This is a genomic window from Umezawaea tangerina, assembly GCF_003002815.1.
GTDB lineage: Bacteria > Actinomycetota > Actinomycetes > Mycobacteriales > Pseudonocardiaceae > Umezawaea > Umezawaea tangerina.
This window is the reverse complement of record NZ_PVTF01000007.1, coordinates 147,638-170,080: the sequence shown is the minus strand read 5'-3', so window position 1 is coordinate 170,080 and position 22,443 is coordinate 147,638. Positions and strand designations below refer to the sequence as shown.

Here is a 22,443-nt window from a genome sequence, read left to right as displayed (position 1 = left end):
GCGTCGCGGCCGCCCGCGCACCGGGCTCGCCCACCGCCGTCCCACCTCTGTCGAACGCCGGTCCATGACATCGCGAACCTGTCGTCAAGGCAAGGGAATATCGATATTCTTGCTTTTAGTGACTAATCTTCGCCACGGCGGTACCGATCACAACACGGGATGCGTTGAGGGGTCCGCCAGGATTGTCGGAACCTGCTCTACCCTGTCACCGCTCCGACGACCCGAAGAGGCGAGATGACCGCGACCACCCGCACGGCCAGCCGGACGCAGATGGTCTACGACGGCCTGCGCGCCGACATCCTCAGCGGTGTGCTGCGGCCCGGCAGCCCGTTGCGGCTGCAGGTCGCCGCCGACCGGTACCAGGTCAGCATGTCCGTGCTGCGCGAGGCTCTGACCAGGCTCGTCGAGCACCGCCTCGCCGTGCTCACGCCCAACCGCGGGTTCCGGGTGGTCGAGGTGTCGCGGGCCGACCTGCTGGAGCTGGGCGAGCTGCTGCAGCTGCTGGCCGGGCTCGCCCTGGAGAAGTCGATGCGCCTGGGCGACCTGCGGTGGGAGGCGCGGGTGGTCTCCGCCCACCACGTGCTCGAGCACACGGCCCAGCTCCACCAGGACGGCAGCCCGACGGACGAGTGGGTGCGGGCGCACGCGGACTTCCACAACGCCCTCGGCGAGGCCTGCGGCAGCCCTCGGCTGCTGGACTACCTGCGGACGCTGCTGCACAGCTCCGAGCTCTACCAGCAGCTGGCGGGCACCCCGGACGTCGACATGGCCGAGCACGCGCTGGCCGAGGACCGCGAGCTCATGGTGCTCGCGACCACCCGCAAGACCGACGAGGCCCGCGCGCTGCTCGACCGGCACGTCCAGCGCAGCGTGGACTGGCTGCTCGACAACCTGCCCGTCGAGGACTGACCCGCCGACTCAGGGCAGCGGGCTGTGCCGGACCGCCAGCAGCGCGATGTCGTCGGGCGCGGGCCGGTCGCCCACGAGGGCGGCCATCACCTGGATGCAGGCGGTCTCCGCGGGCTCGGGCATGACGGCCAGCCGGAGCATCTCCAGCCCGCTGTCCAGGTCCTGCTCGCGGCGCTCCACGAGCCCGTCGGTGTAGAGGACCACGAGCGCGCCGCGAGGCACGTCGACGCTCCCGCTCCGACGGCCGGTGACGGCGAGGTCGTAGCCGACGGGCGGGCCGACCGGGGCGTCGACGAACTCCGCGGGGCGGCCCGGCACGGCGAGGACCGGCGGCGGGTGGCCCGCCAGGGCGAGGTCCATGCGGCGGGCCGCCGTGTCGATGACCGCGTAGGCGACCGTCGCCATGGTGTTGTCCTCGAAGTGGCTGGCCTTGCGGTCGAGCTTGCCGAGCACCTCGGCGGGGTCGGTGAACTCCAGGGCGTAGGCGCGCAGCGCGCTGCGCAGCCGCCCCATGACGATCGCGGCGGACAGCCCGTTGCCGACCACGTCGCCGATCACCAGTCCGATGCGGTCACCGGGCAGGTGGAACACGTCGTACCAGTCGCCGCCCACCCCGCTGTCGGTGCCGGGGACGTAGCGGGCCGCCATGTCCCAGCGGTCGGTGGCGGGCAGCCGTCCCGGCAGGAGGCTGTCCTGGAGCATGGCGGCCGCGGCCCGCGCGGAGCGCGACCGGTGCGCGTGCGCGGCGGTGGCGAGCCGGTCGGCGACGATCTGCAGCAGGTCGACCTCCTCGTCGGTGAACCGGCGGGCCGCGGTGCTGCCGACGTGCAGGACCCCGGTGAGGTCGCCCTGGGCGACCATCGGCACGCCCACCATCGACCGCAGACCCCGTTCCCAGAGCAGGGGGTTGACCACCGTGGACCGGTCGACGTGCTCCAGCCGCACCGGCTCCCGCCCGTGGGCCACCCGCCCCGCGAAGCCGGTCCCGACCGGGATCCGGACGCCCTGGAAGATCTCCTCCTCCAGGCCGATGGTCGCCTTGGCCACCAGCTGCTGGCCGCTGGGGTCGGTCAGCAGGATCGTGGCGGTGTCGATGGACAGCAGCTCCTGCACCCGCCGGAGCAGGACCTCCAGGAGCTTCTCCAGGTCGAGCTCCCGCAGCGAGCTGTCCGTCACCGCCTCCAGCACGCGCTGCCGCAGCCGTGAACTCCGAACGCCCATCCACCAACCTCGTCCCACCCGACCGTGCGCCTCCGGAGAACACTACGAGCACGGGGCGGTGCGGTGCGCACCTGTCCGGGGGAACGGACAGCGAGGCCGGTAACGCTTCGGGTACCCGCCTACGAGCCGCGGACGGTGACCATGGTGGCCAGTCCGGAGAAGGTCAGGACGGGCACCAGCACCGGTGAGGCGACGACCTCGATGCGGGAGGCGTGGGCGAACAGGACGCTCAGCCCCGCGCTGTCGAGGTACTCGCACTCGGAGAGGTCGACCACGAGCCGTCCCTCGATGCCGTCGAGGGCGGCGTCGAAGGCGTCGGTGTTGCTCATGTCGATCTCACCGACGACCTTCAGGACCGCGGCCCCGTCCGGGGCACGACCGGGCGTGAGGGTGAGTGGAGTGGTCATCAGGGGATCCTCAGGTGCATGTCGACGGTGGTGCCGTTCGGGCCGGGGGTGATGGTGACCTGCTCCATCATCGCGTGCATCAGGGCGACACCGCGCCCGCGGTGCGCGTTGGCCTCGGGCTCGGGCGCCTGCCAGCGGCCGGTGTCCGCGACCGTCAGGTGCAGGTCGCTGACCAGTGCCTCCGCCCGCAACCTGACCTCGTCGGGGGTCGTGCCGCGGTACCCGTGCTCGACGGCGTTGGCGCACGCCTCGCCCGCCGCGACCAGGACGCTCTGCACGGCCCGAGGGGGCAGCCCGCACTGGGCGAGCCATCCGCGCAGGGTCTTGCGGACCGGCGCGAGCCGGGAGGACTCGGCGGGGAAGGTCAGGTCCAGCGGGGCCGGGTGGCGGTAGAGCAGCAGGGCGACGTCGTCGTCGTAGCCGCCGGTGGGGGCGAGCCGGTCCATCACCTCGGTGGCGAGGTCGTCGAGCGCGGTGTCCCGGCCCGCCTGGACGGCCTCCCCCGCCTCGTCGATGCCCGCGGTCAGCGGACGGCGGCGGCGTTCGACCAGTCCGTCGGTGTACATCAGCAGGGTGGCGCGGGCGGGCAGGTGGCACTCCGCCTCCGGGCGCTGGGCACCGGGCCGCACGGCGAGCGGGGTCGAGCCCGCCTCGTCGAGCAGCCGGGTCGTGCCGTCGGGGCTCGCGAGGATGGCGGGCGGGTGCCCGGCGCTGGAGTAGGTCAGGCGACCGGTCTCCGGGTCGAGGATCCCGCAGAACACGGTGGTGCACAGCGCGCCCGGCAGGCCCGCGGCGAAGTGGTCCAGTGCCATCAGGGTGCTGGCGGGGCCCGTCTGCTGCAGGAGCAGGGCGCGGCAGGCGCTGCGCAGCTGCCCCATCACGGCCGCGGCCTTGAGACCGCGGCCCACGCAGTCGCCGACGACGATGCCGATGCGGCCGTCGGGCAGCGGCACGGTGTCGTACCAGTCGCCGCCGATCTCCAGCGGCTGGGCCGCGGGCTCGTAGCGGACGGCGAAGCCGTTGGGCAGCTGCGAGGGGCCGAGGATGGCGCGTTGCAGCGCCAGCGCCGTCTCCCGCTGCTGGTCGATCTGGTGGGCCCGTCCCAGGCCGTGCGCGAGGTGTCCGGCCAGCAGCGACAGCAGGACCTCGTCCTGGTCGGTGAAGGGGCGGCGGCCGTCCAGGTCCAGCCAGAGCGCCATCAGGCCCTCGGGGTGCTCCAGGGTGATCCCGGCGCCGCTGCCACCGTGGACCACGGGGCTCAGCACCGGGCGCTCGCGCAACGCGCCGAGCCGGGCGCGCGCCTCGACGTCCAGGTCGCCCCAGGACAGGTCGGGGTCGGTGCCCGTGACCGTCGGCGTGTCGCGGTCGCCGAAGACGACAGCGAGCACCCCGCGCGCCTGCCACAGCCCCTCGAGCTCCTCCAGGGCCCCCGACAGGGCCTGCGGCAGGCTGGTCGCCTCGGACAGGCGTATGCCCAGGGCCGCCAGCGCGGTGTCCCGCTGGATCGCGTAGTGCTCGGCGGTGACGTCGCGGAAGGTGCCCACGACCACGGTGCGCCCGGTGTCGGGGTCCTGGGCCGGGTTGAACATGACGCTGATCCACAGCAGGTGGCCGTCCCGGTGGGTCGCCGGGATGGTGTGGCTGCCCCGGTTGCGGCCGAGCAGGTCGGAGAAGGCGTCGGCGAACCGCCGGTGGCCGTCGGGGTGGGCCTCGGCGTCGGGCCACCACGGGTGGGCCGGCGTGTAGGGCAGGTTCTCGGGCCCGTAGCCGAGGATGTCGGTGAACGCGGTGTTGATCTCGACGACCGCGCCCTCCTCGTCGCAGACGAAGAACGCCTCCTGCAACGAGTCGATCAGCGCGGTGTGCCAGCGGGCGTGGTGGTGGCGCAGGCGGGACAGCTCCACGTTCGCCCGCACCCTGGCCAGCAGCTCGGCCGCGGCGAACGGCTTGACGAGGTAGTCGTCGGCACCGGCCTGGAGGCCCTCGATGGACGCCTCCTGCCCGGCGCGCGCGGACAGCAGCAGCACCGGCACCGCCGCCGTCCTCGGGTCGACCCGCAGCGCCGCGACCAGGGACAGCCCGTCGAGGCGGGGCATCATCACGTCGCTGACGACCAGGTCGGGCAGCTGGGCGCGGACCGCCTCCAGCGCCTCCACGCCGTCGGTCACGGCCCGGACGCCGTAGCCGGCGTCGGACAGCAGCCGGGAGAGGTACTCGCGCATGTCGGCGTTGTCGTCGGCGACGAGCACCGTCGCGGGCACCGCGGGGCCCGACGCGGTCGCCGCGTCGTCCGGCGCCTTGACGTCCGCGAGTGCCGCGTCGCCGTGCCCGGTGGGCAGCCAGCGCAGGGCCTCCTGCACGTACGGGGCGGCCGTGGTGGACACGGCGGTGGAGCCCGCGACGTCGGACAGCGCCTCGGCGGGCAGGTGGGCGGTGCCGAACGGCACCCGGATGGTGAAGCGGGTGCCGCTCCCCTCCGCGCTGTCGGCGGTGATGCTGCCGCCGTGCAGGCCCACCAGCTCCTGCACCAGGGCGAGCCCGATGCCGCTGCCCTCGTTGGAGCGCGAGCGGGAGTTCTCGATGCGGTGGAAGCGCTCGAACAGCCGGGGCATCTCCTCGGGCGGCACGCCGACGCCGGTGTCGGCGACCGTGACCACCGCCTCGCGGCCGTCCGCGCGCACGGCGACCCGGATCGAGCCCTCGAAGGTGAACTTCAGCGCGTTGCTGAGCAGGTTGAGGACGACCTTCTCCCACATGCCCTGGTCCAGGTGCACCGGCTCGGGCAGCGGCGGGCAGTCGACGTCGAAGTCCAGCCCCGCCTTGTCCACCGCCGAGCGGAACACGCTGGCGAGCTCGGCGGTGACGGCGGCCAGGTCGACCGGTTCGTAGCGCGCCTGCGTCCGGCCCGCCTCGATGCGGGAGAAGTCCAGCAGGGTGTTGACCAGCTTGCCGAGCCGCAACCCGTTGCGGTGCACGATCTCCAGCTCGCCGCTGGTGCGCGGGTCCGACTCGGCCAGCCGGTCGCGCAGCTCCGCCACCGGCCCCATGATCAGGGTCAGCGGGGTGCGGAACTCGTGGCTGATGTTGGAGAAGAACGCCGTCTTGGCCCGGTCCAGCTCGGCCAGCTCCTCCGCCCGGCGCTGCTGCGCCTGGTAGCTGCGGGCGGAGGCGATGCCCGCGGCGACGTGCCCGGCGACCAGGTCGACGAACCCGCGGTAGCCCTCGTCCAGCTGCCGGTAGCGGTTGAGCCCGGCCACCAGGAAGCCGTACGGCATGCCGCCCTGCTGCTGCAGCGGCACCACCAGCGCCTGCACCGGTGGCAGCGGCCAGCCCCCGGCGGGCAGCCCGTCGAACGCGGGCCCGTCGAGCTCCACCAGCGCGGACTCGCCGCGCGCCAGCTCCGCCGCGGGCCACAGCGCGTCGGGGACGCCGGCGGGCAGCACTTCGGGAGCGCCCGTGTGCCCGGCGGTGACGCCGGTGGCGCCCGCCAGCCGCGCGGAGCCGTCCTCGCCGAACAGGTAGGTGGCCGTGAACGGCAGGTCGCGCGGGTTGCGGGCGAGCTGGTCGCGGGCGAAGGCCAGGGTCTCCTGCTCGGTGCGCACCACGCTGGGGTCCGACCCCAGGTCCCGCAGGGTCGCCATCCGCCGTTCGGCGATGACCCGGTCGGTGTCCTCGCTGACCACGCACAGCATGCCCACCACGACGTCGAGGTCGTCGCGCAGCGGGCTGTAGGAGAACGTGTGGTAGCTCTCCTCGGGGTAGCCCGACCGCTCCAGGAACAGCAGCAGAGCCTGGTCCCAGGTTGCCTTCCCGGTGGTGAGCACGTTGTCGATGCGGGGGCCGATGTCGCCCCAGATCTCGGCCCACACCTCGTCGGCGGGCCGCCCGAGCGCCCAGGGGTACTTGCGGCCCAGCGTGTCGCGCCGGTAGGCGGCGTTGCAGAAGAACGTGAGCTGCGGGCCCCAGGCCATCCACATCGGGAACCGGGAGGACAGCAGGATGCTCACCGCCGTGCGCAGGCTCTGCGGCCAGTCGGCGGGCGGCCCCAGCGGCGTCCTCGTCCAGTCGACCGCCGCGAGGTCGGGCCCGACCTCGTCGTCGGCGGCGAACACCTCGGCCACCGCCGCCGTCGACTCGTGCCCGGCGTCGTCGGAACGCGTCACCGCAAACCCCTTCGTCCACGCCGACCACACCGGAGCCGATGCCCTGGCACTGGTGGCCGCCCAGCTCCCGCCACCACCGCGCGCCGGTGGGGCGATCCGTAGGATAGGTCAGCCGTCCAGGGTGCGCGTGATCGTGGCAGACCCCCGGAGCACGGGACATCGCCATCCGTCCACGATCCAGCCCGAACCGCGACACAGGAGCACCGGTGACCGACGAGACGTTCACAGTCACCCTCGACCAGCACCCGGCGGGCTCCACCGTGCTCCGGGTCGAGGGCGAGCTGGACCACCACACCGCACCCAGGCTGACCGAGCTGCTCGACACCGTCCCGGTCGGTCCCGGCGGCGGTCTGGTCATCGACCTGACCGGTCTCGCCTACTGCGACTCCACCGGGATCAGCGTGCTCGTCCTGGCCTACCAGCGTTCCCAGGCGGCCGACAGCCCGTTCGGCCTCGCCGGGCTCAACCAGGAGCTGACGCGCGTGTTCCAGATCGTCGGGCTGGACAAGGTCCTCCCGTTCCACCGCACGGTCGAGGAAGCCGTCGACTCCCTGCGGTCGTGAGGTCCCGCCCCGCGCCGCGCTAGGTACCGGACAGCGCCTCGGGCACGGTCCGGTACAGCTCCAGCGTCTGGTCGAGCATGGTGGCCCGCAACGCGCGCAACGGGTTGCGGGCCGGTGCGACCACCCGCAGCGGCCTGCTCCGGCGGACGCCGAGCAGGTGGTACTCCACCAGCAGCGACAGCCCGACCGAGGCGAGGAAGTCGACCCCGGTCAGGTCGACCACCACCGGACCCGCGGCACCCGCCGCGTCGCCGTACGCCGCGGCCAGCTGCTCACCCAGACCCGCCGCGGTGTGCGAGTCCACCTGCCCGGCGGCGCTCACGACGACGGCGTCGCCCCGCACCTCGCGCTCGACCCGCAACGGGTCGACGTGCCCGTCCTGACGACCATCACCGATCGACACCCGGCCTCCTGACACCTCTGTTCCGCCCACCGCAAACCTAGCCGTTCGGCACGCCCGCGGCTGGTCGCCGCGGTGCCGCGACCAGCACCGGGACGCCGAATCGCCCGGACGGTCCCAGCTCAGGGCTCGAGAGGAACGCGCGGTTCATGTTACCTTGAGTAACTGCAACTTCGGGTAACACCAACCTCGTCATCAGGGAGTCCTCGTGACCAGCGCAGATACCCAGGACCGAGACCGCCGAGCCGTCGCACGCAGGTTGTTGGAGTCGTCACGCGCGCTGTCCTACGACCCCGTCGAGGAGGTCGACTGGGAGACGCCGCTGGACAAGGGTTTCCACGGCGCGAGCCCGGAGTGGAGCACGCTGTACGGGACCTCCTACTGGGAGGAGATGTCGGCGGCGCAGCAGCGCGAGCTCACCCGCCAGGAGGCCGCCTCGGTCGCGAGCACCGGGATCTGGTTCGAGATGATCCTGCAGCAGATGGTCCTCCGGGACTTCTACGCGAAGGACCCGACCGACCCCGCGTTCCAGTGGGCGCTGACCGAGATCGCCGACGAGTGCCGCCACTCCGTCATGTTCGCGCGGGGTGCCGCGAAGCTGGGCGCGCCCGCGTACCGGCCGCGCCGACTGGTGGTCGAGCTGGGCCGGGTGTTCAAGACCGTCGCCGCCGGCGAGGCCGCCTACGCGGCGATCCTGGTCGCCGAGGAGGTCCTCGACGTCATGCAGCGGGACTGGATGCGCGACGAGCGCGTGGCGCCCTTCGTCCGCACCATCAACAACATCCACGTGGTCGAGGAGTCGCGCCACATGGAGTTCGCCCGCGTCGAGACCAGGGACCGCCTCAGGGGGGCGGGCCGGCTGCGCAGGCAGGTCAACGCACTCGTCGTGGCGGTCGCCGCGTACTGCATCGTCACCAGCATGGTCAGCGCGCGGGTGTACGCCAACGCCGGGCTCGACACCGAGCGGGCCCTGCGCGAGGCGGGGGCCAACGAGCACCACCGGGCGATGCTGCGCTCCAGCTGCTCGGGGCTGATGGGGTTCCTGCACTCCGCCGGCCTGCTCACGAAGGCCGCCACCTGGTTCTACCGACGCGCGAACCTGATCTGACCCATGGCCTACGCGATCACCCAGACCTGCTGCAACGACGCCTCGTGCGTGGCCGTGTGCCCGGTCAACTGCATCCACCCGACGCCGGACGAGCCGGACTTCGGCACCACCGACGTCCTGCACGTCGACCCGCGGGCGTGCATCGACTGCGGGGCCTGCGCCGACGCGTGCCCCGTCGACGCGATCTTCCCCGTCGACGCCCTCGCCGGCCCGCTCAAGCCGTACGCGCGGATCAACGCCGACTACTACGCCGACCACCCGCCCGCCGGGGCGTCCGCGCCGAACCTCCACGCGTGGGGGCCGCCGGTGTTCGCCCGACCCACCCCGAGCGACCTGCGACCGCTGGACGTGGCGGTCGTGGGCACCGGTCCCGCGGGCATGTACACCGTCCAGCACCTCCTGCTGCGCACGAGCGCCCGCGTCACCCTGTTCGACCGCCTTCCGGTCGCGGGCGGTCTGGTCCGCTACGGCGTCGCACCCGACCACCCGTCCACCAGGAGGATCGGCGAGTCCTTCGCGCGCCTGCACGACCACCCCCGGCTCCGGCTTCGGCTGGGCGTCGAGGTCGGGGTGCACGTCACCGCGGACGAGCTGGCGGCCCGGCACGACGCGGTGGTCTACGCCGTCGGCGCCGCGTCGGCCAAGCCCCTCGGGGTCCCCGGCGAGGACCTTCCGGGCAGCATCGCCGCCACGACCGCGGTGTCCTGGTACAACGGCCATCCCGACGTGCCGGACGACGCCGTCGACCTGTCGTGCGACCGCGTCGTGCTGGTGGGCAACGGCAACGTCGCGCTGGACGTGGCGCGGATCCTGACCGCCGACCCGGAAACCCTTGCGGGGACGCCGATCGCGCCGCGGGCGTTGGCGCGGTTGCGGACCAGCCGTGTGCGCGAGGTCGTCGTGCTCGGCCGCCGCGGCCCGGCCGCCGCCGCGTGCAGCGCGTCGGAGCTGCTGGCCCTCGTCGAACGCGACGGCGTCGACCTGGTGGTCGACGCGCAGGACCCCCGCACCGCGCACGCCGTCGACACCTCGGCACGGGACGGCAAAGTCCTTGTGCTGCACCGGGTCGCGCGGGAGGTCGTCGACTGGTCGGCGCCTCCCCCGGCCGACCGGCGTCGCGTCGTGCTCCGCTTCCACTCCGCGCCCGTCGCCGTGCTCGGCGACACGCGGGTGCGCGGGCTCCGCGTGACCGGCCCCGTCGGGGACGTGGAGATCGCCGCGGGCCAGGTCGTCCGGGCGGTCGGCCACCGCGGCACCCCGTTGCCCGGACTCCCGTTCGACGAGGACACCGGCACCGTCCCGCACACCGCGGGACGCGTCCGGGACCGGCCGGGGACCTACGTCGTCGGGTGGGCCAAGCGCGGGTCCACCGGCGGGATCGGCGCCAACCGGACGTGCGCTGAGGAGACCGTGGACGCGCTCGTCGAGGACGCCGCCGACGGCGGGCTGCCCGCACGGGGGCGACGCTCCGGCCGGGCCCGCTGAGGCCCGGCCGCGGTCGTCGCCCCGACTTCCGCGTAACTTCGCCTCCATCCACCGCCGGTGCGGACGGCGGATGTCGACGTGGAGGTGGCGATGAGGGTCGTGTTCGTGCACGGGGCGTGCGTGCGGGACGGGTCGTGGTGGTGGCACCGCATGACCGGGCTCCTGCTGGCGCACGGGGTGTCGAGCGCGACCCCGGCGCTGCCGAGCTGCGGCGAGGCCGGTGTGCCCGGAGGCGCCACTGGTCCGGGGCTGCCCGAGGACGTCGGCGCGGTCCGCGAGGTGCTGCTGGAGGGCGACGAGCCGACCGTCGTGGTCGCCAACAGCTACGGCGGCATCGTGGCGGCGGAGGCGGCCGCGGGCGTGGCCTCGGTGCGCCACCTGCTGCTGGTCTCCAGCTACCTGCCCGAGGTGGGGCAGTGCCTCGCCGACTTCGGCGACGGCACCCCGGCCCCGTTCCTCGACGTCGACCCCGACGCCGGGACGTTCGGGGTGCGGCCCGAGCTGCTGGTGGACACGTTCCTGCACGACTGCGACGCCGACGTCCGGGCGCAGGCCCCCGACCACCTCGCCCGGCAGAGCGTGCGGGTCACCGGGCAGCCGGTCGGTGCCGCCGCCTGGCACGACATCCCCTCGACGTACCTCGTGTGCACGCGGGACCGGGGCACGCCCGTCGCGAAGCAGCGCGAGCTCGCCCGTGCCGCGGGCCGCGTCGTCGAGGTCGACGCGGGCCACCACCCGTTCCTGTCCCGGCCCGAGGTGGTCCGCGACCTGCTGCTGGACCTGTAGGGCGACCCCGGCGAGGACGACCCCCGCGGTCGGTCGGCGATCAGGTCCTCACCCGCGGACCGCTTCGGGCCGGTCCCGCGGGATCGTCGGTGACCACGCCCGGAGCCGTCGACGACCCGTCATCCACGGCACCGGCCGGGCGACGCGGTCTCGGCGTCGACCTCGCGCTGGTCAGCCCTCTCCTCGCGCCGGTCCGCCCTCTCCTCACGCCGGTCGGCTTCCTGCTCGCGGTGACGGGTCACCGCGTCGCGCGCGCCTTGGGCGGCCTGGCGGTCGTCGAGCTGCCGCTCCCGGACGTCGAGCCTGCGCTCCTGCTCGTCCGAGGCGACCTCGCGGATGTCGAGGTGGCGGTTCCGCGCGTCCGCGTCGGCGCCCGGTGCCGACGCGGCCACCTCGTCGTCGATCTCGTTCTGCTGGCGGATCCGGTCGTCGTCGTCCGGACGTCTGGTCATGCCCCACCTTTCCGCCGAGCGGTCGCGCCGTCGTCCCGAAAGGTCGGTCGGCGCGCCCGCGGCGCGCCCGCCGTCCGGCTGATCACCACCAGGTTCCCGTCGGGGTCGCGCACCTCCAGCCTGCCCCGCGCGGCACCGGCGCCGGTGTCGATCCCGAGCGCGCGCAGCCTGCGGCACAACAGGTCCGGGTCGGGACTGGTCAGGTCCATGGCCGAAGGCGGCTCACGACGAGCACCCTGGACCTTGACGAGCACGAACCGCGCGTCGCCCTGGCGCAGCCGCACCCACCCGTCGTCGACCAGGCAGACCTCGCAGCCCACCGCGAGGTAGAAGTCCACGGCCGCCGGGATGCTGCGCACCCCGAGCCGCGGCTCGCCCTGGTCCACCGCGCCGCGCGAGAACCCCCGGTTCGCTCCGGAGCGGGTCATGACCGGTGGACCGGGTCGGCCAGGGCCCCGGCGCACGTCCCGTAGACGGACAGGTAGCCGTCCAGGCCAGTCAGCGCCAGCGGGCGGCGCGTCACCCGCGTACCGGCCACCACCCGCACGCGGGTGCGGTCCTCGGCCAGCCGGTGCGCGGCGACCAGCGCCGACAACCCGGCGCAGGCCAGCAGGCGCACCGCCGTCAGGTCGACCACCAGCAGCCTGGGACAGGTCGTCAGCACCGACCTGAGGGCCCGGTGCAGGTGTGGCGCGGTCTCCCGGTCGATGCTCCCCGCCACGGTGAGCAGCACGGCCTGGGTGCTCTCCCGCACGACGACGGACAGGGGCGGCGGGTGGCCGTCCGGGACGACGTGCAGCACCCTGCGCGGAATGGGCACGGTCGCGGACGAGGTGGTCTGCCGGTGGAGGTCGGAACGCGGGTGGACCCGCCCGACGGGGTCATGTCCAGGAGAGGTCACGGCGAACTCCTGGTCGACCGCTCCCCCGGCGCACGGCGGAGGCAAGGGGACGGTCGACTGCTCACGGTACGAACGGCACGTCGTGAGGGCGAGGTCAAGGCGCTCCCGGCGGGGACCCGATGATCGTACTACCCCGCCTACCCGTTCGCCCCGCGTCGGCATCACCCATTCCGGTGACAAACGGCCGCGGTACCAGGTCGTGTTCCCAAGGCATCCGATGACGAGCACGGGTCAGCTTCCCTTGGCGGGGCTTCGCTGTTGTCCACGGACCTGACGGACCGTCCGCGGGCTGTTCCGACACCGACGCGGACGGCAAGTGCGGTACACCTAGGCCTTGCGGCGCCCGAGGATCACGTCGGGGTCCACGGCGCCCTCGACGACGGCGAGCGCGAGCGGGGTGAGCGGTCGGTTGTTGGCGCGCGCGTGGCCGCGCAGCAGGGTGAACGCCTCGGCCATCGACAGCCCGCCGCGCTCGGCGATCATCCCGCGGGCCTGTTCGATCACCACGCGGCTGGTGAGCGCGGTCTGCAGCTGCTCGGCGACCTGGTCCCCGCGTTCGATGGTGCGGTGCTGCAGGATCCCGATGGTGGCGACGTCGGCCAGGGCCTGGCCGAGCTGGACGTGGTCGTCGCCCAGCGGTCCCGGTTCGGTGTTGAGCAGGCTGAGGGCGCCGACCGCCTGGTCGCGCAACCGCATCGGGAGCGCCTGCACGGCCCGGAAGCCGCATTCGCTCGCGGCGGCGGCGAACCTGGGCCACCGCTGCCCGTCGGTGGCCAGGTCGTCGCAGGAGGCCGGGCGACCGGTGTGGACGCACTCGATGCACGGCCCGTTCTCGGTCTGCACCGCGAACAGCTCCAGCAGCTCGGCGCGCTGCGTCGAGGTGGCCACGACCCGCAGGCCGCCGCCGCGCTCCGACAGGATGACGCCCGCCGCGGACACGTCCAGCAGGTCGACGCAGCGCCGGGTGAGGATGTCGAGGAAGTCCGCGATGTCGAAGTCGGCCACCAGCGTGTCGGCCAGCGCGACGAACGTGCGCGAGACCAGCTGCTCCCGGCCGCCCGACGTCGGGTCGGAGGACCCGGTGCGCGTCGCCCGTCCCCGGTCCGCCGTCACGACCCGGCCGTCCGGGCGTCGGCGTCCCACGCGACCATGTCCGCCGCGTCCACGGCGCCGGTCGCGACGTCGCGGGCGAGGTCGGACAGCCTCAGCTGGTGGGCGCGGGCGTAGTCGCGCAGCAGCACGTAGGACTGGTTCATGTCGAGCCCGCCGACCTCGGCCAGCACCCCCTTGGCCTGCTCGACGACGGTGCGGTGGTGCAGCGCCGCCTGCAGCTGCTCGGAGACGACCTCCTCGCGGCGCACGGCCCGCTGCTGCAGGATCCCGATGGTGGCGATGTCGGCCAGCGCCCGCCCCAGCGCGACGGTCGAGTCGTCGATGGTGATCGGCTCGACGTGCAGCAGCGTCAGCGCCCCGATGATGTCGTCGCGCAGCCTCATCGGCAGCGCGCACGCCGCGCGGAACCCGGCCTCCACCGCGGCGGGCGCGAACAGCGGCCACCGGTCCTGCTCGGCGACCAGGTCCGCGCTGGCGACCACCTCGCCGGTGCGCACGCAGTCCAGGCAGGGACCCTCCCTGGTCTGGGCGGCGAGGACCTCGACCAGCTCGGCGTGCTCGGAGGACCCGGCGGCGGGCCGCCAGCCGCCGCGCTGGTCGGACAGGATCACCCCGGCGGCGTCGACCTCCAGCAGCTCCACCGCCCGTTCGGTCAGCAGGCCGAGGAAGTCGAGCACGTCGAAGTCGGCGACCAGGGTGTCGGCCAGCGACACGAACGTGTCGGCCAGCCGCTGGTCCCGTCCAGTGCTCATCAAGACGCCCTCTCCTCAAGACACATCATTATCGGCCCTCGTCCCGTGCGAAGCGCAGCGTGCGGGCGACGACCCGGCGGGCGACCTCGGCCAGCGGCAGGTCGTGGGTGAACGCGTGGCCCCGCAACCTCATCAGCGCCACGTCGGTGCTCACGCCGAGCTGCGCCTGCACCATGCCCGCCGCCTGGTGCACCTCGACGTGCGGGTCCAGCAGCCAGCTCAGGTCCGCGGTGGCATGCCCGTCGAGGTCCTCGACGACGCCCTGCGTGGCCATGTCGGAGAGGATCAGCGCGTCGGTCACCTCGGTCCGGGTCAGCGGGCCGGGCACGTCGCGGTAGAGGTCCAGCGACCCCAGCCGCACCACGCCGAACTGGAGCGGGAACGAGAACACGGCCGCGGCCCCCAGCGCCAAGGCGCCGGGCGTGAACGCAGGCCACCGCGCGCCGTCCGCGGCCAGGTCCGCGACCAGCACCGGACCGCCCGACTCGAAGCTGTCCAGGCAGGGCCCCTCGCCCACGGTGAGCTGCAGGTCCTCCAGTCCGGCGCTGACCGGGTCCGTGGCGTGCACTAGGCCCCGGTTCGCCGGCGCGGCGCGGTCGCCGTCGACATGGTGCTCGCTGAGCACGGTGGCACCGGCACCGGTGACCGACAGCTCCACCACGCACCGCGCGCAGACCAGCGCGACGGTGGAGACGGCACCACCGGCGGCGCGGTCGGCGACCAGCAGCTCCCGCAGGCGGGCACGGCGGTTGTGCACTGCGCCACCCTCCGCGCTGGACGCCCTCACGACCTGACGAACCCTAGTGGTCTGCCGGCGGTCCCGTGGTCCGACCCGGCCGGGGCCCCGTGACCGGGCGGTCCAGGTCAGGGCTTGAGCAGCCGGGCGAAGCGCTCGGGCTTGGGCCAGCGGACCTTGCTCGCCCAGAGGAACGCCGTCAGAGCGCCCCACCAGCTCCAGCCCAGCAGTCCGCCGGCCACCGCGGGGGCGAGCAGGGTGACCGCGGTCAGCAGCGGGAAGAGCCGGTCCACGCGGTGGATGTCCTTGTCCGCCAGCAGGTCCGGGGCAACCGGGCGAGGGTCGGAAGGCCGACCCCCGCCGTCATCGGGTACCCCCGCCACCTCCGATCGAACCCGTTCGCGTCAGACCCGTTCGTGTCGGAGGTGTTCGGTTTGCCCGTGCCCGACGCGGGGCATCCGGACCTCGGAACCGCCACCGCGACGGACGAGGAGCAGACCATGGGGCTCGACGGCAAGTTCGACGCCAAGACCGACCAGCTCAAGGGCAAGGCCAAGGAAGGCGTCGGCAGCGCGACGGACGACCAGGGCCTGGAGGCCGAGGGCAAGGGCGACCAGGCGAAGGGCCACCTCAAGGAGGCGGCCGAGAAGGTCAAGGACGTCTTCAAGAACTGATCCACCAGCACTTCCGTGGCCGGGCGGCGTCGCGTCGCCCGGCCACGACGTGTTCGGGGGGCTTTCCCCTCCGTCCACAACGGACCGCCGGTCGACTTGTCCCGGCCAGCGGGACCGCCGCGTGGCGATCGGCGCGGGCGAGCCCATACTTGGAAGATCATCGGCGCGGCACCGGGTGCCGGACTTCCAGGAGGTAGACGTGGGCGAGGCGCACGACGACGTGCTGCGGCCGGGCGACGGGGAGGACGTCGGCGCGATCGGGCTGGGCATCCTGGTGAAGCTGACCGGAGCCGACACCAACGGCGCGTACTCGCTGTTCGAGTACGTCGTCCCACCGGGTCTCGGCGGTCCGCCCACGCACGTCCACAGCCGCGAGGACGAGCTGTTCACCTGCGTGGCGGGCAAGGTCGTCGTGGAGCTCGCGGGCGTGAAGCACGTGCTGGAGCCGGGATCGGTGCTCCTCATGCCGCGCGGGGTGCCGCACATGTTCTACAACCCGTTCGACGAGGAGACCAGGGTCGTCGCCGTCGTCTCGCCGCCGGGGCTGGAGAACTACTACCGCGACCTGAGCCAACTGCCTCCCGGTCCCCGCGACATGACCAAGGTCGCGGCCGTCATGAGGGAGCACGGCCTGTCGCTGGCTCCGCGGGACGAGGCCTGAGCCGTGGACACGATGACCGACGCCGAGCGCATGGTGCACACGATGTGCGCCGCGGCCGACGCCGACGACGCCGAGACGTTCGCGTCGTTCTTCAGCGACACGGCGTACTTCCGCTTCGCCAACGCCGAACCGCTGACCGGCCGGGCCGCCATCGCCGCGGCCACCGCCGCCACGGTCTCCGCCACCCTCCCGATCCGGCACCGCGTCGACCAGGTGGCCCAGGTCGGCTCGCAGCTGTTCTGCCGCTTCACCATCCAGGCCAGCAGGCCCGACGGCGAGGTGCTGGACCTCCCCTGCGTCACCGTGATCGGGATGGAGGACGGGAAGATCGTCGACTACCGGGTGCACATGGACATCGCGCCCGCGCTGCTCGACGTGCGGTAGCGGGGACCACCGGCCACAGCGGAAGTCCACAACGGACGGCGTGACCTCCTTGCCCGACAGGCCTTTCGCCGACTGTCCACTCGGGCGCGCGGTGACCGGAAGCCGTGGTCACCGCGCGCCCGAACCGACTGCGTGGCCTGCCCACGCCCCGGTCAGCCCAGCAGCTCGGCCGGTCCGATCGGCAGGCTCCGCACGCGCTTGCCGGTGGCGTGGTGCACGGCGTTGGCGATGGCCGCCGCCACCCCCACCACGGGCAGCTCGCCGACCCCCTTGACACCCAGCGGGTTGACCAGCGGGTCGGGCCGGTCGAGGAAGTGCACGTCGATGTCCGGGACGTCGGCGTTGGTGGGCAGCAGGTATCCGGACAGGTTCGGGGAGGTGTACTTGCCCAGCCGCGGGTGGGTCGTTGTCCGCTCCATGAGCGCCATCCCGATCCCCCAGGTGATGCCGCCCACGGCCTGGTTCCGCGCGGTCCTCGGGTTCAGCACGCGGCCGATGTCGTACACCCCGACGACGCGGGAGACCCGGACCACGCCGAGGTCGGGGTCGACGCGGACCTCGACGAACTGCGCCCCGAAGTCGTAGGTGGAGTACCTGCCCGCGAACGGTCTCGTGGCGACGCGCAGCAGCGGCCCGACCGGCCACGGCGCGATGCCGGACGCGGTGGAGTGCAGGAAGGGCATGACGCCGTAGCCCTTGCGCTCCTCCACGTGCCCCAGGCCCGCGCGCTCCAGCACGTCGACGAAGGTGTCGTACCGCTCCGGGTCGTCGGCCCTGGCGAGCCTGCCCCCGCCGATCGCCCGCACGGTGGCCGCGTCCGCGCCGAACAGCGGCGACTCGCGGTCCTTGACGGCGAGCCTGGCGACCCTGGTGCGCACCGCCAGTGCGGCCGCGCGGACCGCGGGGCCGATGCTGCGCGCGCCCGACGAGCTGACCGGCGGGAAGGCGAACGGGTAGCGCGTGTCGCCCGCCTCGAACGTGACGTCGCCCGGCCGCACGCCGAGCGCGTCCGCCGCCACCTGGGCCATCACCGTGTACGTGCCGGTCCCGATGTCGGTGGTGGCGCACCGCACCACCGCGGTCCCGTCGGCCCTGATCCGGACCCGCGCGAACGTGGGCCACGTGTGGCTGGAGTACGCGGCGGTCGCCATGCCGTACCCGACGAGCCAGCGACCGTCCCGCATCGAGCCCGGCTCGGGGTTCCGCGCGCTCCAGCCGAAGCGTTCCGCTCCCTCGGAGTAGCACTCGCGCAGGCCTTTGCTCGACCACGGCCGGTCGTGCTCGGGGTCGGTCTCCGCGTAGTTGCGCAGCCGCAGCTCCAGCGGGTCGAGGGACAGCTCGCCCGCCAGCTCGTCGAGGGCGGACTCCAACGCGAACGACCCCGGTCCCTCGCCGGGCGCGCGGGTGAAGGTCGGCACCCCGACGTTCTGGCGCACCAGGCGGTGCGTGCCGGTGACGTTCGGGCAGGCGTAGAGCATCTGGGTGATCTGCGCGCAGGGCTCGGGGAACTCCCCCATGTCCGACCCGGTGGAGGTGCTCTCGTGCACGATCGAGCCGAGCCTGCCGTCCCGGTCGGCGCCGAGCCGGAGCCGTTGCACCGTCTCGGACCGGTAGCCGCCGGAGGTGTACATCTGCGCGCGGGTCAGCTCCAGCTTCACCGGTCGGCCGAGCAGGCGGGCGGCGACGGCGGGCAGGATGTTGCGGGGCCACATGAACCCCTTGCCGCCGAAGCCGCCGCCGAGGAACTTCGAGACCACGCGGATCGACCCGGCCTTGCGGCGCGGGATGCCCAGCGCCTCCGCGAACCCGAGCCGCATCATGTGGACGCCGCCCTGGGCCGCCTCGTGCACGGTGAGGCCGCCGTCGTCGTCCCAGCTCGCGATCGTCACCGGGGGCTCGATCGGGTTGTGGTGGTGGACGGGGGTCCGGTAGGTCCGCTCGACGGTGACGGCCGCGTCCGCCAGCGCGCGCTCGGCGTCGCCCCGGCGGTAGTCCGGCGGCTGACCGTTCACCTTGGCCGGTGGGTACGCGTCGCCGTGCAGCCCGACGGCGGGCGGCTCCTCGTCGTACTCCACGCTGATGAGCATGGCGGCGTACCGGGCCTGCTCCTGGCTCTCGGCCACGACGAACGCGACGGTCTCGCCCGCGAAGCGCACGCGGTCGTCCTGCAGGGCCGGGACGGTCTGCTGGGCGCTGCCGCCCTTGGCGAACGCCCTCATCCGCGGGAGCCTCGGCGCGTTGAGGTGGGTGAGCACCAGCAGCACCCCCGGCGCGGCCTCGGCGGCGGAGGCGTCGATCGAGGCGATCCGGCCACGGGCGATCGTGGCCTGGAGCAGGACGGCGTGGGTCAGGTCCTCGAAGGGGATGTCCGCGGTGTACCGAGCGGTGCCGGTCGCCTTGAGCAGACCGTCGACGCGCGGCACCGGTGTCCCGACGCTGGTCATCCCCGTTCCCCGATCTCTTCGAGCACGCGGCGCACGGCGCCCCTGGCGATCGCGACCTTGTACCTGTTGCCGGGCAACGGGTCCGCGTCCCGCACGGCGGCCTCCGCGGCGTCCGCGACGCTGCCGTCGGCGAGCGGCCGACCGAGCAGCGCGTCCTCCGCGGCCCGCACCCGCCACGGCCGGTGGGCGACGCCGCCCAGCGCGATCCGCGCCGACCGGACGACGCCCTCGACGACCTCGACCGCCGCGGCGACCGACACCAGGGCGAACGCGAACGACCCGCGCTCGCGGACCTTCAGGTACCCCGACGTGCGGGCCCTCGGCCCGGAGGGCACCCCGATCCCGACGACCAGCTCCCCGTGCCGCAGGGCGGTCTCGCGCCTCGGGTCGTCGCCCGCGTGGGGGTAGAAGTCCTCGATCGCGACCTCGCGGCGGCCGTGGACGCCGAGGACCTCGACCCGCGCGTCCAGCGCCAGCAGCGCCACGGCCAGGTCGGAGGGGTGCACCGCGACGCACGCGTCGCTCGCGCCCAGGATGGCGTGCATGGCGTGGTCTCCGTCGCGGGCCGGGCACCCGGTGCCGGGAACCCTCTTGTTGCAGGGGAAGGACGGCTCCCGGAAGTACGCGCAGCGCGTCCGCTGGAGCAGGTTGCCGCCGAGCGTCGCCATGTTCCGCAGCTGCGGCGAGGCCCCCGCCTCCAGTGCCCGCGCGAGGACCGGGAACTCCGCGCGGACGTGCCGGTCGCGGGCGACGTCGCTCATCCTGGCACCGGACCCGAGCCGCAGACCGCCGTCGGACACCTCGACCGCGTCGAGGCCGAGGCGGCCGACGTCGACGAGCAGCGCCGGGTCGGCCAAGCCGTCCTTGAGCCAGTTGAGGATCTCCGTCCCGCCTCCCACGAACGCCGCCGACAGGTCGCCCGCGACCAGCGCCGCGGCGGCCTCCGGGCTCTCGGCGCGGACGTAGCCGAACGGCCTCACGACGCACCGCCCGCGGCGGCGCGCACCGCGGCGACGATCCCCGGGTACGCGGCGCACCGGCAGAGGTTGCCGCTCATCCACTCCCGGATCTCGTCCTCCGACCCGGCGTGGCCCTCAGCGATCAGGGCGACGGCCGACACGACCTGCCCCGGCGTGCACATGCCGCACTGCATGCCGTCGTGCTCGACGAACGCCGCCTGCACGGGGTGCGGCGACTCGGGCGTGCCGAGCCCTTCGACGGTGGTCACCCGCCGCCCCTCCTGCATGACCGCCAAGGTCGTGCAGGAGTAGATCCGGCGGTCGTCCACCAGCACCGTGCACGCGCCGCACTCGCCGTGGTCGCAGCCCTTCTTCGCGCCGGTCAGCCCGAGGCGCTCGCGCAGCGCGTCCAGCAGGGTCACGCGGGGCTCGACGACGAGCCGCCGGGCCTCCCCGTTCACGACCAGCCCCACCTCGACCGCGGCGGGCACCACACCGCCCTCGGACGGGACAACTTCGATCATCGTCACAGCTCTCTTCGACTGGTCGGCCCCCGGAAACCCCTGGGAGGGAAGGGCTCGACCTGGTTCGCCACCGACTGTAGGAACGGCGACCACCCGGCACAAACGATCTCTGACGATGACCGGCATCGATGGGATCGATACCCTGGGCGGGTGGACCTCAGGCGCGTGGACCTCAACCTGCTCGTCGCGTTCGACATGCTGATGACGGAGCGGAGCGTGACCCGTGCGGCGCGGCGGCTCTCCATCGGGCAGTCCTCGATGAGCGCGACGCTCGCCAGGCTGCGCAAGCTGTTCGACGACCCGATCCTGGTGCGCGACGGGCGGGGCTCGGTGCCCACCCCGCTCGCCGAGTCGCTGGCGACCCCCGTCCACGACCTGCTGACCAGCGTCGAGGCCGTGCTGGAGCCCCAGGACTCGTTCGACCCGGCCACGGCCGTGCGCTCCTTCTCCGTGATCGCGAACGACTACCTCACGATGACGTTCCTCCAGCCGTTCATCGCGGGCCTGGCCACCGCGGCGCCGGGCATCCACCTGACCGTCCAGCCGATGGGCGACGACGCCGTGGACCGGCTGCGCCGCCACCAGGCCGACCTCCTGGTCATCCCGCGCGAGGAGCTCCAGGAGCACGCCTCGTTCCCGCACCGCACGCTCTTCCACGACCGGTACGTGGTCGCGGCCGACCGCAACCACCCGGAGATCGGCGACCGGATCACGCTGGAGCAGTTCAGCACGCTCCCGTACCTGGCCGCCTCCTCCGGCCGCCGGCGCTCGCTCGCCGACAAGCAGCTGGACTTCCTCGGCATCCCCCGCAACGTCGGGATCACCACGGGGCTGGGGGTCGCCCCGTTCCTGATCCGCGACACCCGCCTCATCGCGCTGGTCCACGAACGGCTCGCCAGGCTGATCGCCGACGCCGCGGGCATCCGCCTGCTCGACCCGCCGATCCCCGACCTGCACCCGATCACCGAGATCATGGTGTGGACACCGCGCACCGAGTCCGACGCGGGCCACCGCTGGCTGCGCGACGCCCTCACCACCCTCGCCGAGACCGACCCCGTCGGCGGCCGGACCTGTCCGAGCGGGGAGGGGTCGGCCTCGTGACGGCTCAGCCCTTGCGCAGCGCCGCTCCCAGGACGATGAAGCCGATCAGGAACGGGTAGACGATGCCGCGTTCGACGAGGCCGATGAGGATCCCGGCCTCTGAGGAGGCGACGGACAGGTAGGCCGGGATGGACACCAGGCCGTAGATGCCAGCCACCACCAGGCCCCTGCCCAGCCCGCGGGAGAGCCCGAGGGTCCGGTGCGCCCTGCCCAGGACGATGGCGAGCACGTTGCCGCTGACGAACGCCAGGAGGGCGCCCAGGCTGTGGAAGTCGGTCGAGCCGTTCTCGGCCGTGTCCCCGGATCCGGGGAAGAAGCCGAGCACGACGGCACCGGTCGCCAGCAGCACGCCCAGTGCGAGCACGACGCCGCGACGTCGACCGGGAAGTCCCCGCAGCAGCAGGACCGCGGTCAGCGCGACGAGTCCGAACAGGACGAAGCCGGAGTTCATCACCCAGAACAGCGGCGAGCGCATGAACTGGCCGAACGCGGTCGTCGGACCGCGGACCCCTAGGTTGCTGATGAAGTGGTGGGTGTAGCTGTAGGGCGGGTCCGACCAGGCCGCCGCGGCGATGAACTCGGCGGTCAGGTAGACGACGCCGCTGGCCATGAGCGCCGCCCCCGCCTTGCGGTTGCGCGGGGTCGTGGCCGGTCGGTGGACGGCTGTCTCGGACGTGGTGTCGTGCACGGTCTCCCCTTC

At 73.5% G+C, this 22,443-nt stretch carries 23 protein-coding genes and 1 pseudogene; 9 read left to right on the top strand and 15 right to left on the bottom strand.

Annotated elements, in window-relative coordinates; translation table 11 throughout:
* Window positions 1–234 precede the first annotated feature (234 nt).
* Entirely contained in the window at window positions 235–909 is a 675-nt protein-coding gene (locus CLV43_RS23945) for a GntR family transcriptional regulator (RefSeq protein ID WP_106189510.1), read from the top strand.
* Between the two features lie 9 nt (window positions 910–918).
* Here the strand turns inward: CLV43_RS23945 and CLV43_RS23940 are convergent, their stop codons facing one another.
* The 3 genes from CLV43_RS23940 to CLV43_RS23930 all read right to left on the bottom strand — a co-directional run bounded on the left by CLV43_RS23940 (window position 919) and on the right by CLV43_RS23930 (window position 6,700).
* Window positions 919–2,130: a PP2C family protein-serine/threonine phosphatase gene (locus tag CLV43_RS23940; protein WP_106189509.1), complete on the bottom strand. Its 1,212-nt coding sequence runs from the start codon at window positions 2,128–2,130 to the stop codon at window positions 919–921.
* A gap of 119 nt (window positions 2,131–2,249) precedes the next feature.
* Complete coding sequence (locus tag CLV43_RS23935; protein ID WP_106189508.1) at window positions 2,250–2,537, bottom strand: STAS domain-containing protein; 288 nt, start codon at window positions 2,535–2,537, stop codon at window positions 2,250–2,252.
* Entirely contained in the window at window positions 2,537–6,700 is a 4,164-nt protein-coding gene (locus CLV43_RS23930; protein WP_106189507.1) for a SpoIIE family protein phosphatase, read from the bottom strand. Before CLV43_RS23930 ends, CLV43_RS23935 begins: the two co-directional genes overlap by 1 nt.
* 206 nt (window positions 6,701–6,906) lie before the next feature.
* Between CLV43_RS23930 and CLV43_RS23925 the strand changes: the two genes are divergently transcribed.
* Window positions 6,907–7,263, top strand: a complete 357-nt coding sequence (locus CLV43_RS23925) for an STAS domain-containing protein (protein WP_106189506.1) — start codon at window positions 6,907–6,909, stop codon at window positions 7,261–7,263.
* 19 nt (window positions 7,264–7,282) lie between these two features.
* Here the strand turns inward: CLV43_RS23925 and CLV43_RS23920 are convergent, their stop codons facing one another.
* Window positions 7,283–7,666, bottom strand: a complete 384-nt coding sequence (locus CLV43_RS23920) for an STAS domain-containing protein (protein WP_170155982.1) — start codon at window positions 7,664–7,666, stop codon at window positions 7,283–7,285.
* A 205-nt stretch (window positions 7,667–7,871) separates the two neighbouring features.
* Between CLV43_RS23920 and CLV43_RS23915 the strand changes: the two genes are divergently transcribed.
* From CLV43_RS23915 to CLV43_RS23905, 3 genes are read left to right on the top strand one after another with little or no spacing between them, the layout of a single operon-like run.
* The gene (locus CLV43_RS23915; protein WP_106189504.1) at window positions 7,872–8,771 is read left to right on the top strand and encodes an AurF N-oxygenase family protein; all 900 of its coding nucleotides are present in this window, start codon (window positions 7,872–7,874) and stop codon (window positions 8,769–8,771) included.
* A 3-nt stretch (window positions 8,772–8,774) separates the two neighbouring features.
* Window positions 8,775–10,256 (top strand): FAD-dependent oxidoreductase, encoded by a 1,482-nt coding sequence (locus tag CLV43_RS23910; protein ID WP_106189503.1) that lies wholly within the window; start codon window positions 8,775–8,777, stop codon window positions 10,254–10,256.
* Window positions 10,257–10,313: 57 nt separating this feature from the next.
* The gene (locus CLV43_RS23905) at window positions 10,314–11,042 is read left to right on the top strand and encodes an alpha/beta hydrolase (protein WP_211304519.1); all 729 of its coding nucleotides are present in this window, start codon (window positions 10,314–10,316) and stop codon (window positions 11,040–11,042) included.
* Window positions 11,043–11,161: 119 nt separating this feature from the next.
* On the opposite strand, the gene CLV43_RS23900 is transcribed toward CLV43_RS23905, so the two are convergent.
* From CLV43_RS23900 to CLV43_RS23870, 7 genes and pseudogenes are all read right to left on the bottom strand, one after another.
* On the bottom strand, window positions 11,162–11,494 hold the full coding sequence (locus tag CLV43_RS23900) for a hypothetical protein (RefSeq protein ID WP_106189502.1): 333 nt from the start codon (window positions 11,492–11,494) through the stop codon (window positions 11,162–11,164).
* A complete protein-coding gene (locus tag CLV43_RS23895) occupies window positions 11,491–11,922 on the bottom strand; it encodes a VOC family protein (RefSeq protein WP_106189501.1) in 432 nt (143 codons plus the stop codon). Before CLV43_RS23895 ends, CLV43_RS23900 begins: the two co-directional genes overlap by 4 nt.
* The gene (locus CLV43_RS23890) at window positions 11,919–12,395 is read right to left on the bottom strand and encodes an STAS domain-containing protein (RefSeq protein WP_170155981.1); all 477 of its coding nucleotides are present in this window, start codon (window positions 12,393–12,395) and stop codon (window positions 11,919–11,921) included. The genes CLV43_RS23895 and CLV43_RS23890 overlap by 4 nt, the downstream gene beginning before the upstream one ends.
* A gap of 327 nt (window positions 12,396–12,722) precedes the next feature.
* Window positions 12,723–13,538, bottom strand: a complete 816-nt coding sequence (locus CLV43_RS23885; protein ID WP_245886896.1) for a GAF and ANTAR domain-containing protein — start codon at window positions 13,536–13,538, stop codon at window positions 12,723–12,725.
* On the bottom strand, window positions 13,505–14,260 hold the full coding sequence (locus tag CLV43_RS23880) for a GAF and ANTAR domain-containing protein (protein ID WP_106189499.1): 756 nt from the start codon (window positions 14,258–14,260) through the stop codon (window positions 13,505–13,507). The genes CLV43_RS23885 and CLV43_RS23880 overlap by 34 nt, the downstream gene beginning before the upstream one ends.
* Before the next feature lie 28 nt (window positions 14,261–14,288).
* Complete coding sequence (locus CLV43_RS23875; protein WP_106189498.1) at window positions 14,289–15,017, bottom strand: ANTAR domain-containing protein; 729 nt, start codon at window positions 15,015–15,017, stop codon at window positions 14,289–14,291.
* A gap of 149 nt (window positions 15,018–15,166) precedes the next feature.
* A pseudogene (locus tag CLV43_RS23870) lies at window positions 15,167–15,325 on the bottom strand (acyl-CoA desaturase); the annotation flags it as partial.
* A gap of 111 nt (window positions 15,326–15,436) precedes the next feature.
* On the opposite strand from CLV43_RS23870, the gene CLV43_RS23865 reads away from it, so the two are divergent.
* The 3 genes from CLV43_RS23865 (at window position 15,437) to CLV43_RS23855 (ending at window position 16,715) form a co-directional block, all read left to right on the top strand.
* The gene (locus CLV43_RS23865; protein ID WP_425445773.1) at window positions 15,437–15,670 is read left to right on the top strand and encodes a CsbD family protein; all 234 of its coding nucleotides are present in this window, start codon (window positions 15,437–15,439) and stop codon (window positions 15,668–15,670) included.
* A 199-nt stretch (window positions 15,671–15,869) separates the two neighbouring features.
* Window positions 15,870–16,331 carry a cupin domain-containing protein gene (locus CLV43_RS23860; protein WP_211304518.1) on the top strand — a complete coding sequence of 154 codons (462 nt, stop codon included), beginning with the start codon at window positions 15,870–15,872 and terminating at the stop codon, window positions 16,329–16,331.
* Window positions 16,332–16,343: 12 nt separating this feature from the next.
* Window positions 16,344–16,715, top strand: a complete 372-nt coding sequence (locus CLV43_RS23855) for a nuclear transport factor 2 family protein (protein WP_106189811.1) — start codon at window positions 16,344–16,346, stop codon at window positions 16,713–16,715.
* 152 nt (window positions 16,716–16,867) lie between these two features.
* On the opposite strand, the gene CLV43_RS23850 is transcribed toward CLV43_RS23855, so the two are convergent.
* From CLV43_RS23850 to CLV43_RS23840, 3 genes are read right to left on the bottom strand one after another with little or no spacing between them, the layout of a single operon-like run.
* Entirely contained in the window at window positions 16,868–19,159 is a 2,292-nt protein-coding gene (locus CLV43_RS23850) for a xanthine dehydrogenase family protein molybdopterin-binding subunit (protein ID WP_106189497.1), read from the bottom strand.
* Complete coding sequence (locus CLV43_RS23845; RefSeq protein WP_106189496.1) at window positions 19,156–20,139, bottom strand: FAD binding domain-containing protein; 984 nt, start codon at window positions 20,137–20,139, stop codon at window positions 19,156–19,158. The genes CLV43_RS23850 and CLV43_RS23845 overlap by 4 nt, the downstream gene beginning before the upstream one ends.
* Window positions 20,136–20,642, bottom strand: a complete 507-nt coding sequence (locus CLV43_RS23840; RefSeq protein WP_106189810.1) for a (2Fe-2S)-binding protein — start codon at window positions 20,640–20,642, stop codon at window positions 20,136–20,138. The genes CLV43_RS23845 and CLV43_RS23840 overlap by 4 nt, the downstream gene beginning before the upstream one ends.
* A gap of 150 nt (window positions 20,643–20,792) precedes the next feature.
* Between CLV43_RS23840 and CLV43_RS23835 the strand changes: the two genes are divergently transcribed.
* Window positions 20,793–21,743: a LysR family transcriptional regulator gene (locus CLV43_RS23835; RefSeq protein WP_106189495.1), complete on the top strand. Its 951-nt coding sequence runs from the start codon at window positions 20,793–20,795 to the stop codon at window positions 21,741–21,743.
* A 4-nt stretch (window positions 21,744–21,747) separates the two neighbouring features.
* On the opposite strand, the gene CLV43_RS23830 is transcribed toward CLV43_RS23835, so the two are convergent.
* Window positions 21,748–22,431 carry a DUF998 domain-containing protein gene (locus tag CLV43_RS23830; protein WP_245886894.1) on the bottom strand — a complete coding sequence of 228 codons (684 nt, stop codon included), beginning with the start codon at window positions 22,429–22,431 and terminating at the stop codon, window positions 21,748–21,750.
* Between the last annotated feature and the right edge of the window lie 12 nt (window positions 22,432–22,443).

Excerpts from the sequence above, each read along its gene's own strand:
- CLV43_RS23850 (WP_106189497.1), bottom strand. The coding sequence starts at position 19,159 with ATGACCAGCGTCGGGACACCGGTGCCGCGCGTCGACGGTCTGCTCAAG.
- CLV43_RS23840 (WP_106189810.1), bottom strand. The coding sequence starts at position 20,642 with ATGATCGAAGTTGTCCCGTCCGAGGGCGGTGTGGTGCCCGCCGCGGTC.
- CLV43_RS23900 (WP_106189502.1), bottom strand. The coding sequence starts at position 11,494 with ATGACCAGACGTCCGGACGACGACGACCGGATCCGCCAGCAGAACGAG.
- CLV43_RS23880 (WP_106189499.1), bottom strand. The coding sequence starts at position 14,260 with ATGAGCACTGGACGGGACCAGCGGCTGGCCGACACGTTCGTGTCGCTG.
- CLV43_RS23935 (WP_106189508.1), bottom strand. The coding sequence starts at position 2,537 with ATGACCACTCCACTCACCCTCACGCCCGGTCGTGCCCCGGACGGGGCC.
- CLV43_RS23910 (WP_106189503.1), top strand. The coding sequence starts at position 8,775 with ATGGCCTACGCGATCACCCAGACCTGCTGCAACGACGCCTCGTGCGTG.
- CLV43_RS23895 (WP_106189501.1), bottom strand. The coding sequence starts at position 11,922 with ATGACCCGCTCCGGAGCGAACCGGGGGTTCTCGCGCGGCGCGGTGGAC.
- CLV43_RS23855 (WP_106189811.1), top strand. The coding sequence starts at position 16,344 with ATGACCGACGCCGAGCGCATGGTGCACACGATGTGCGCCGCGGCCGAC.
- CLV43_RS23940 (WP_106189509.1), bottom strand. The coding sequence starts at position 2,130 with ATGGGCGTTCGGAGTTCACGGCTGCGGCAGCGCGTGCTGGAGGCGGTG.
- CLV43_RS23945 (WP_106189510.1), top strand. The coding sequence starts at position 235 with ATGACCGCGACCACCCGCACGGCCAGCCGGACGCAGATGGTCTACGAC.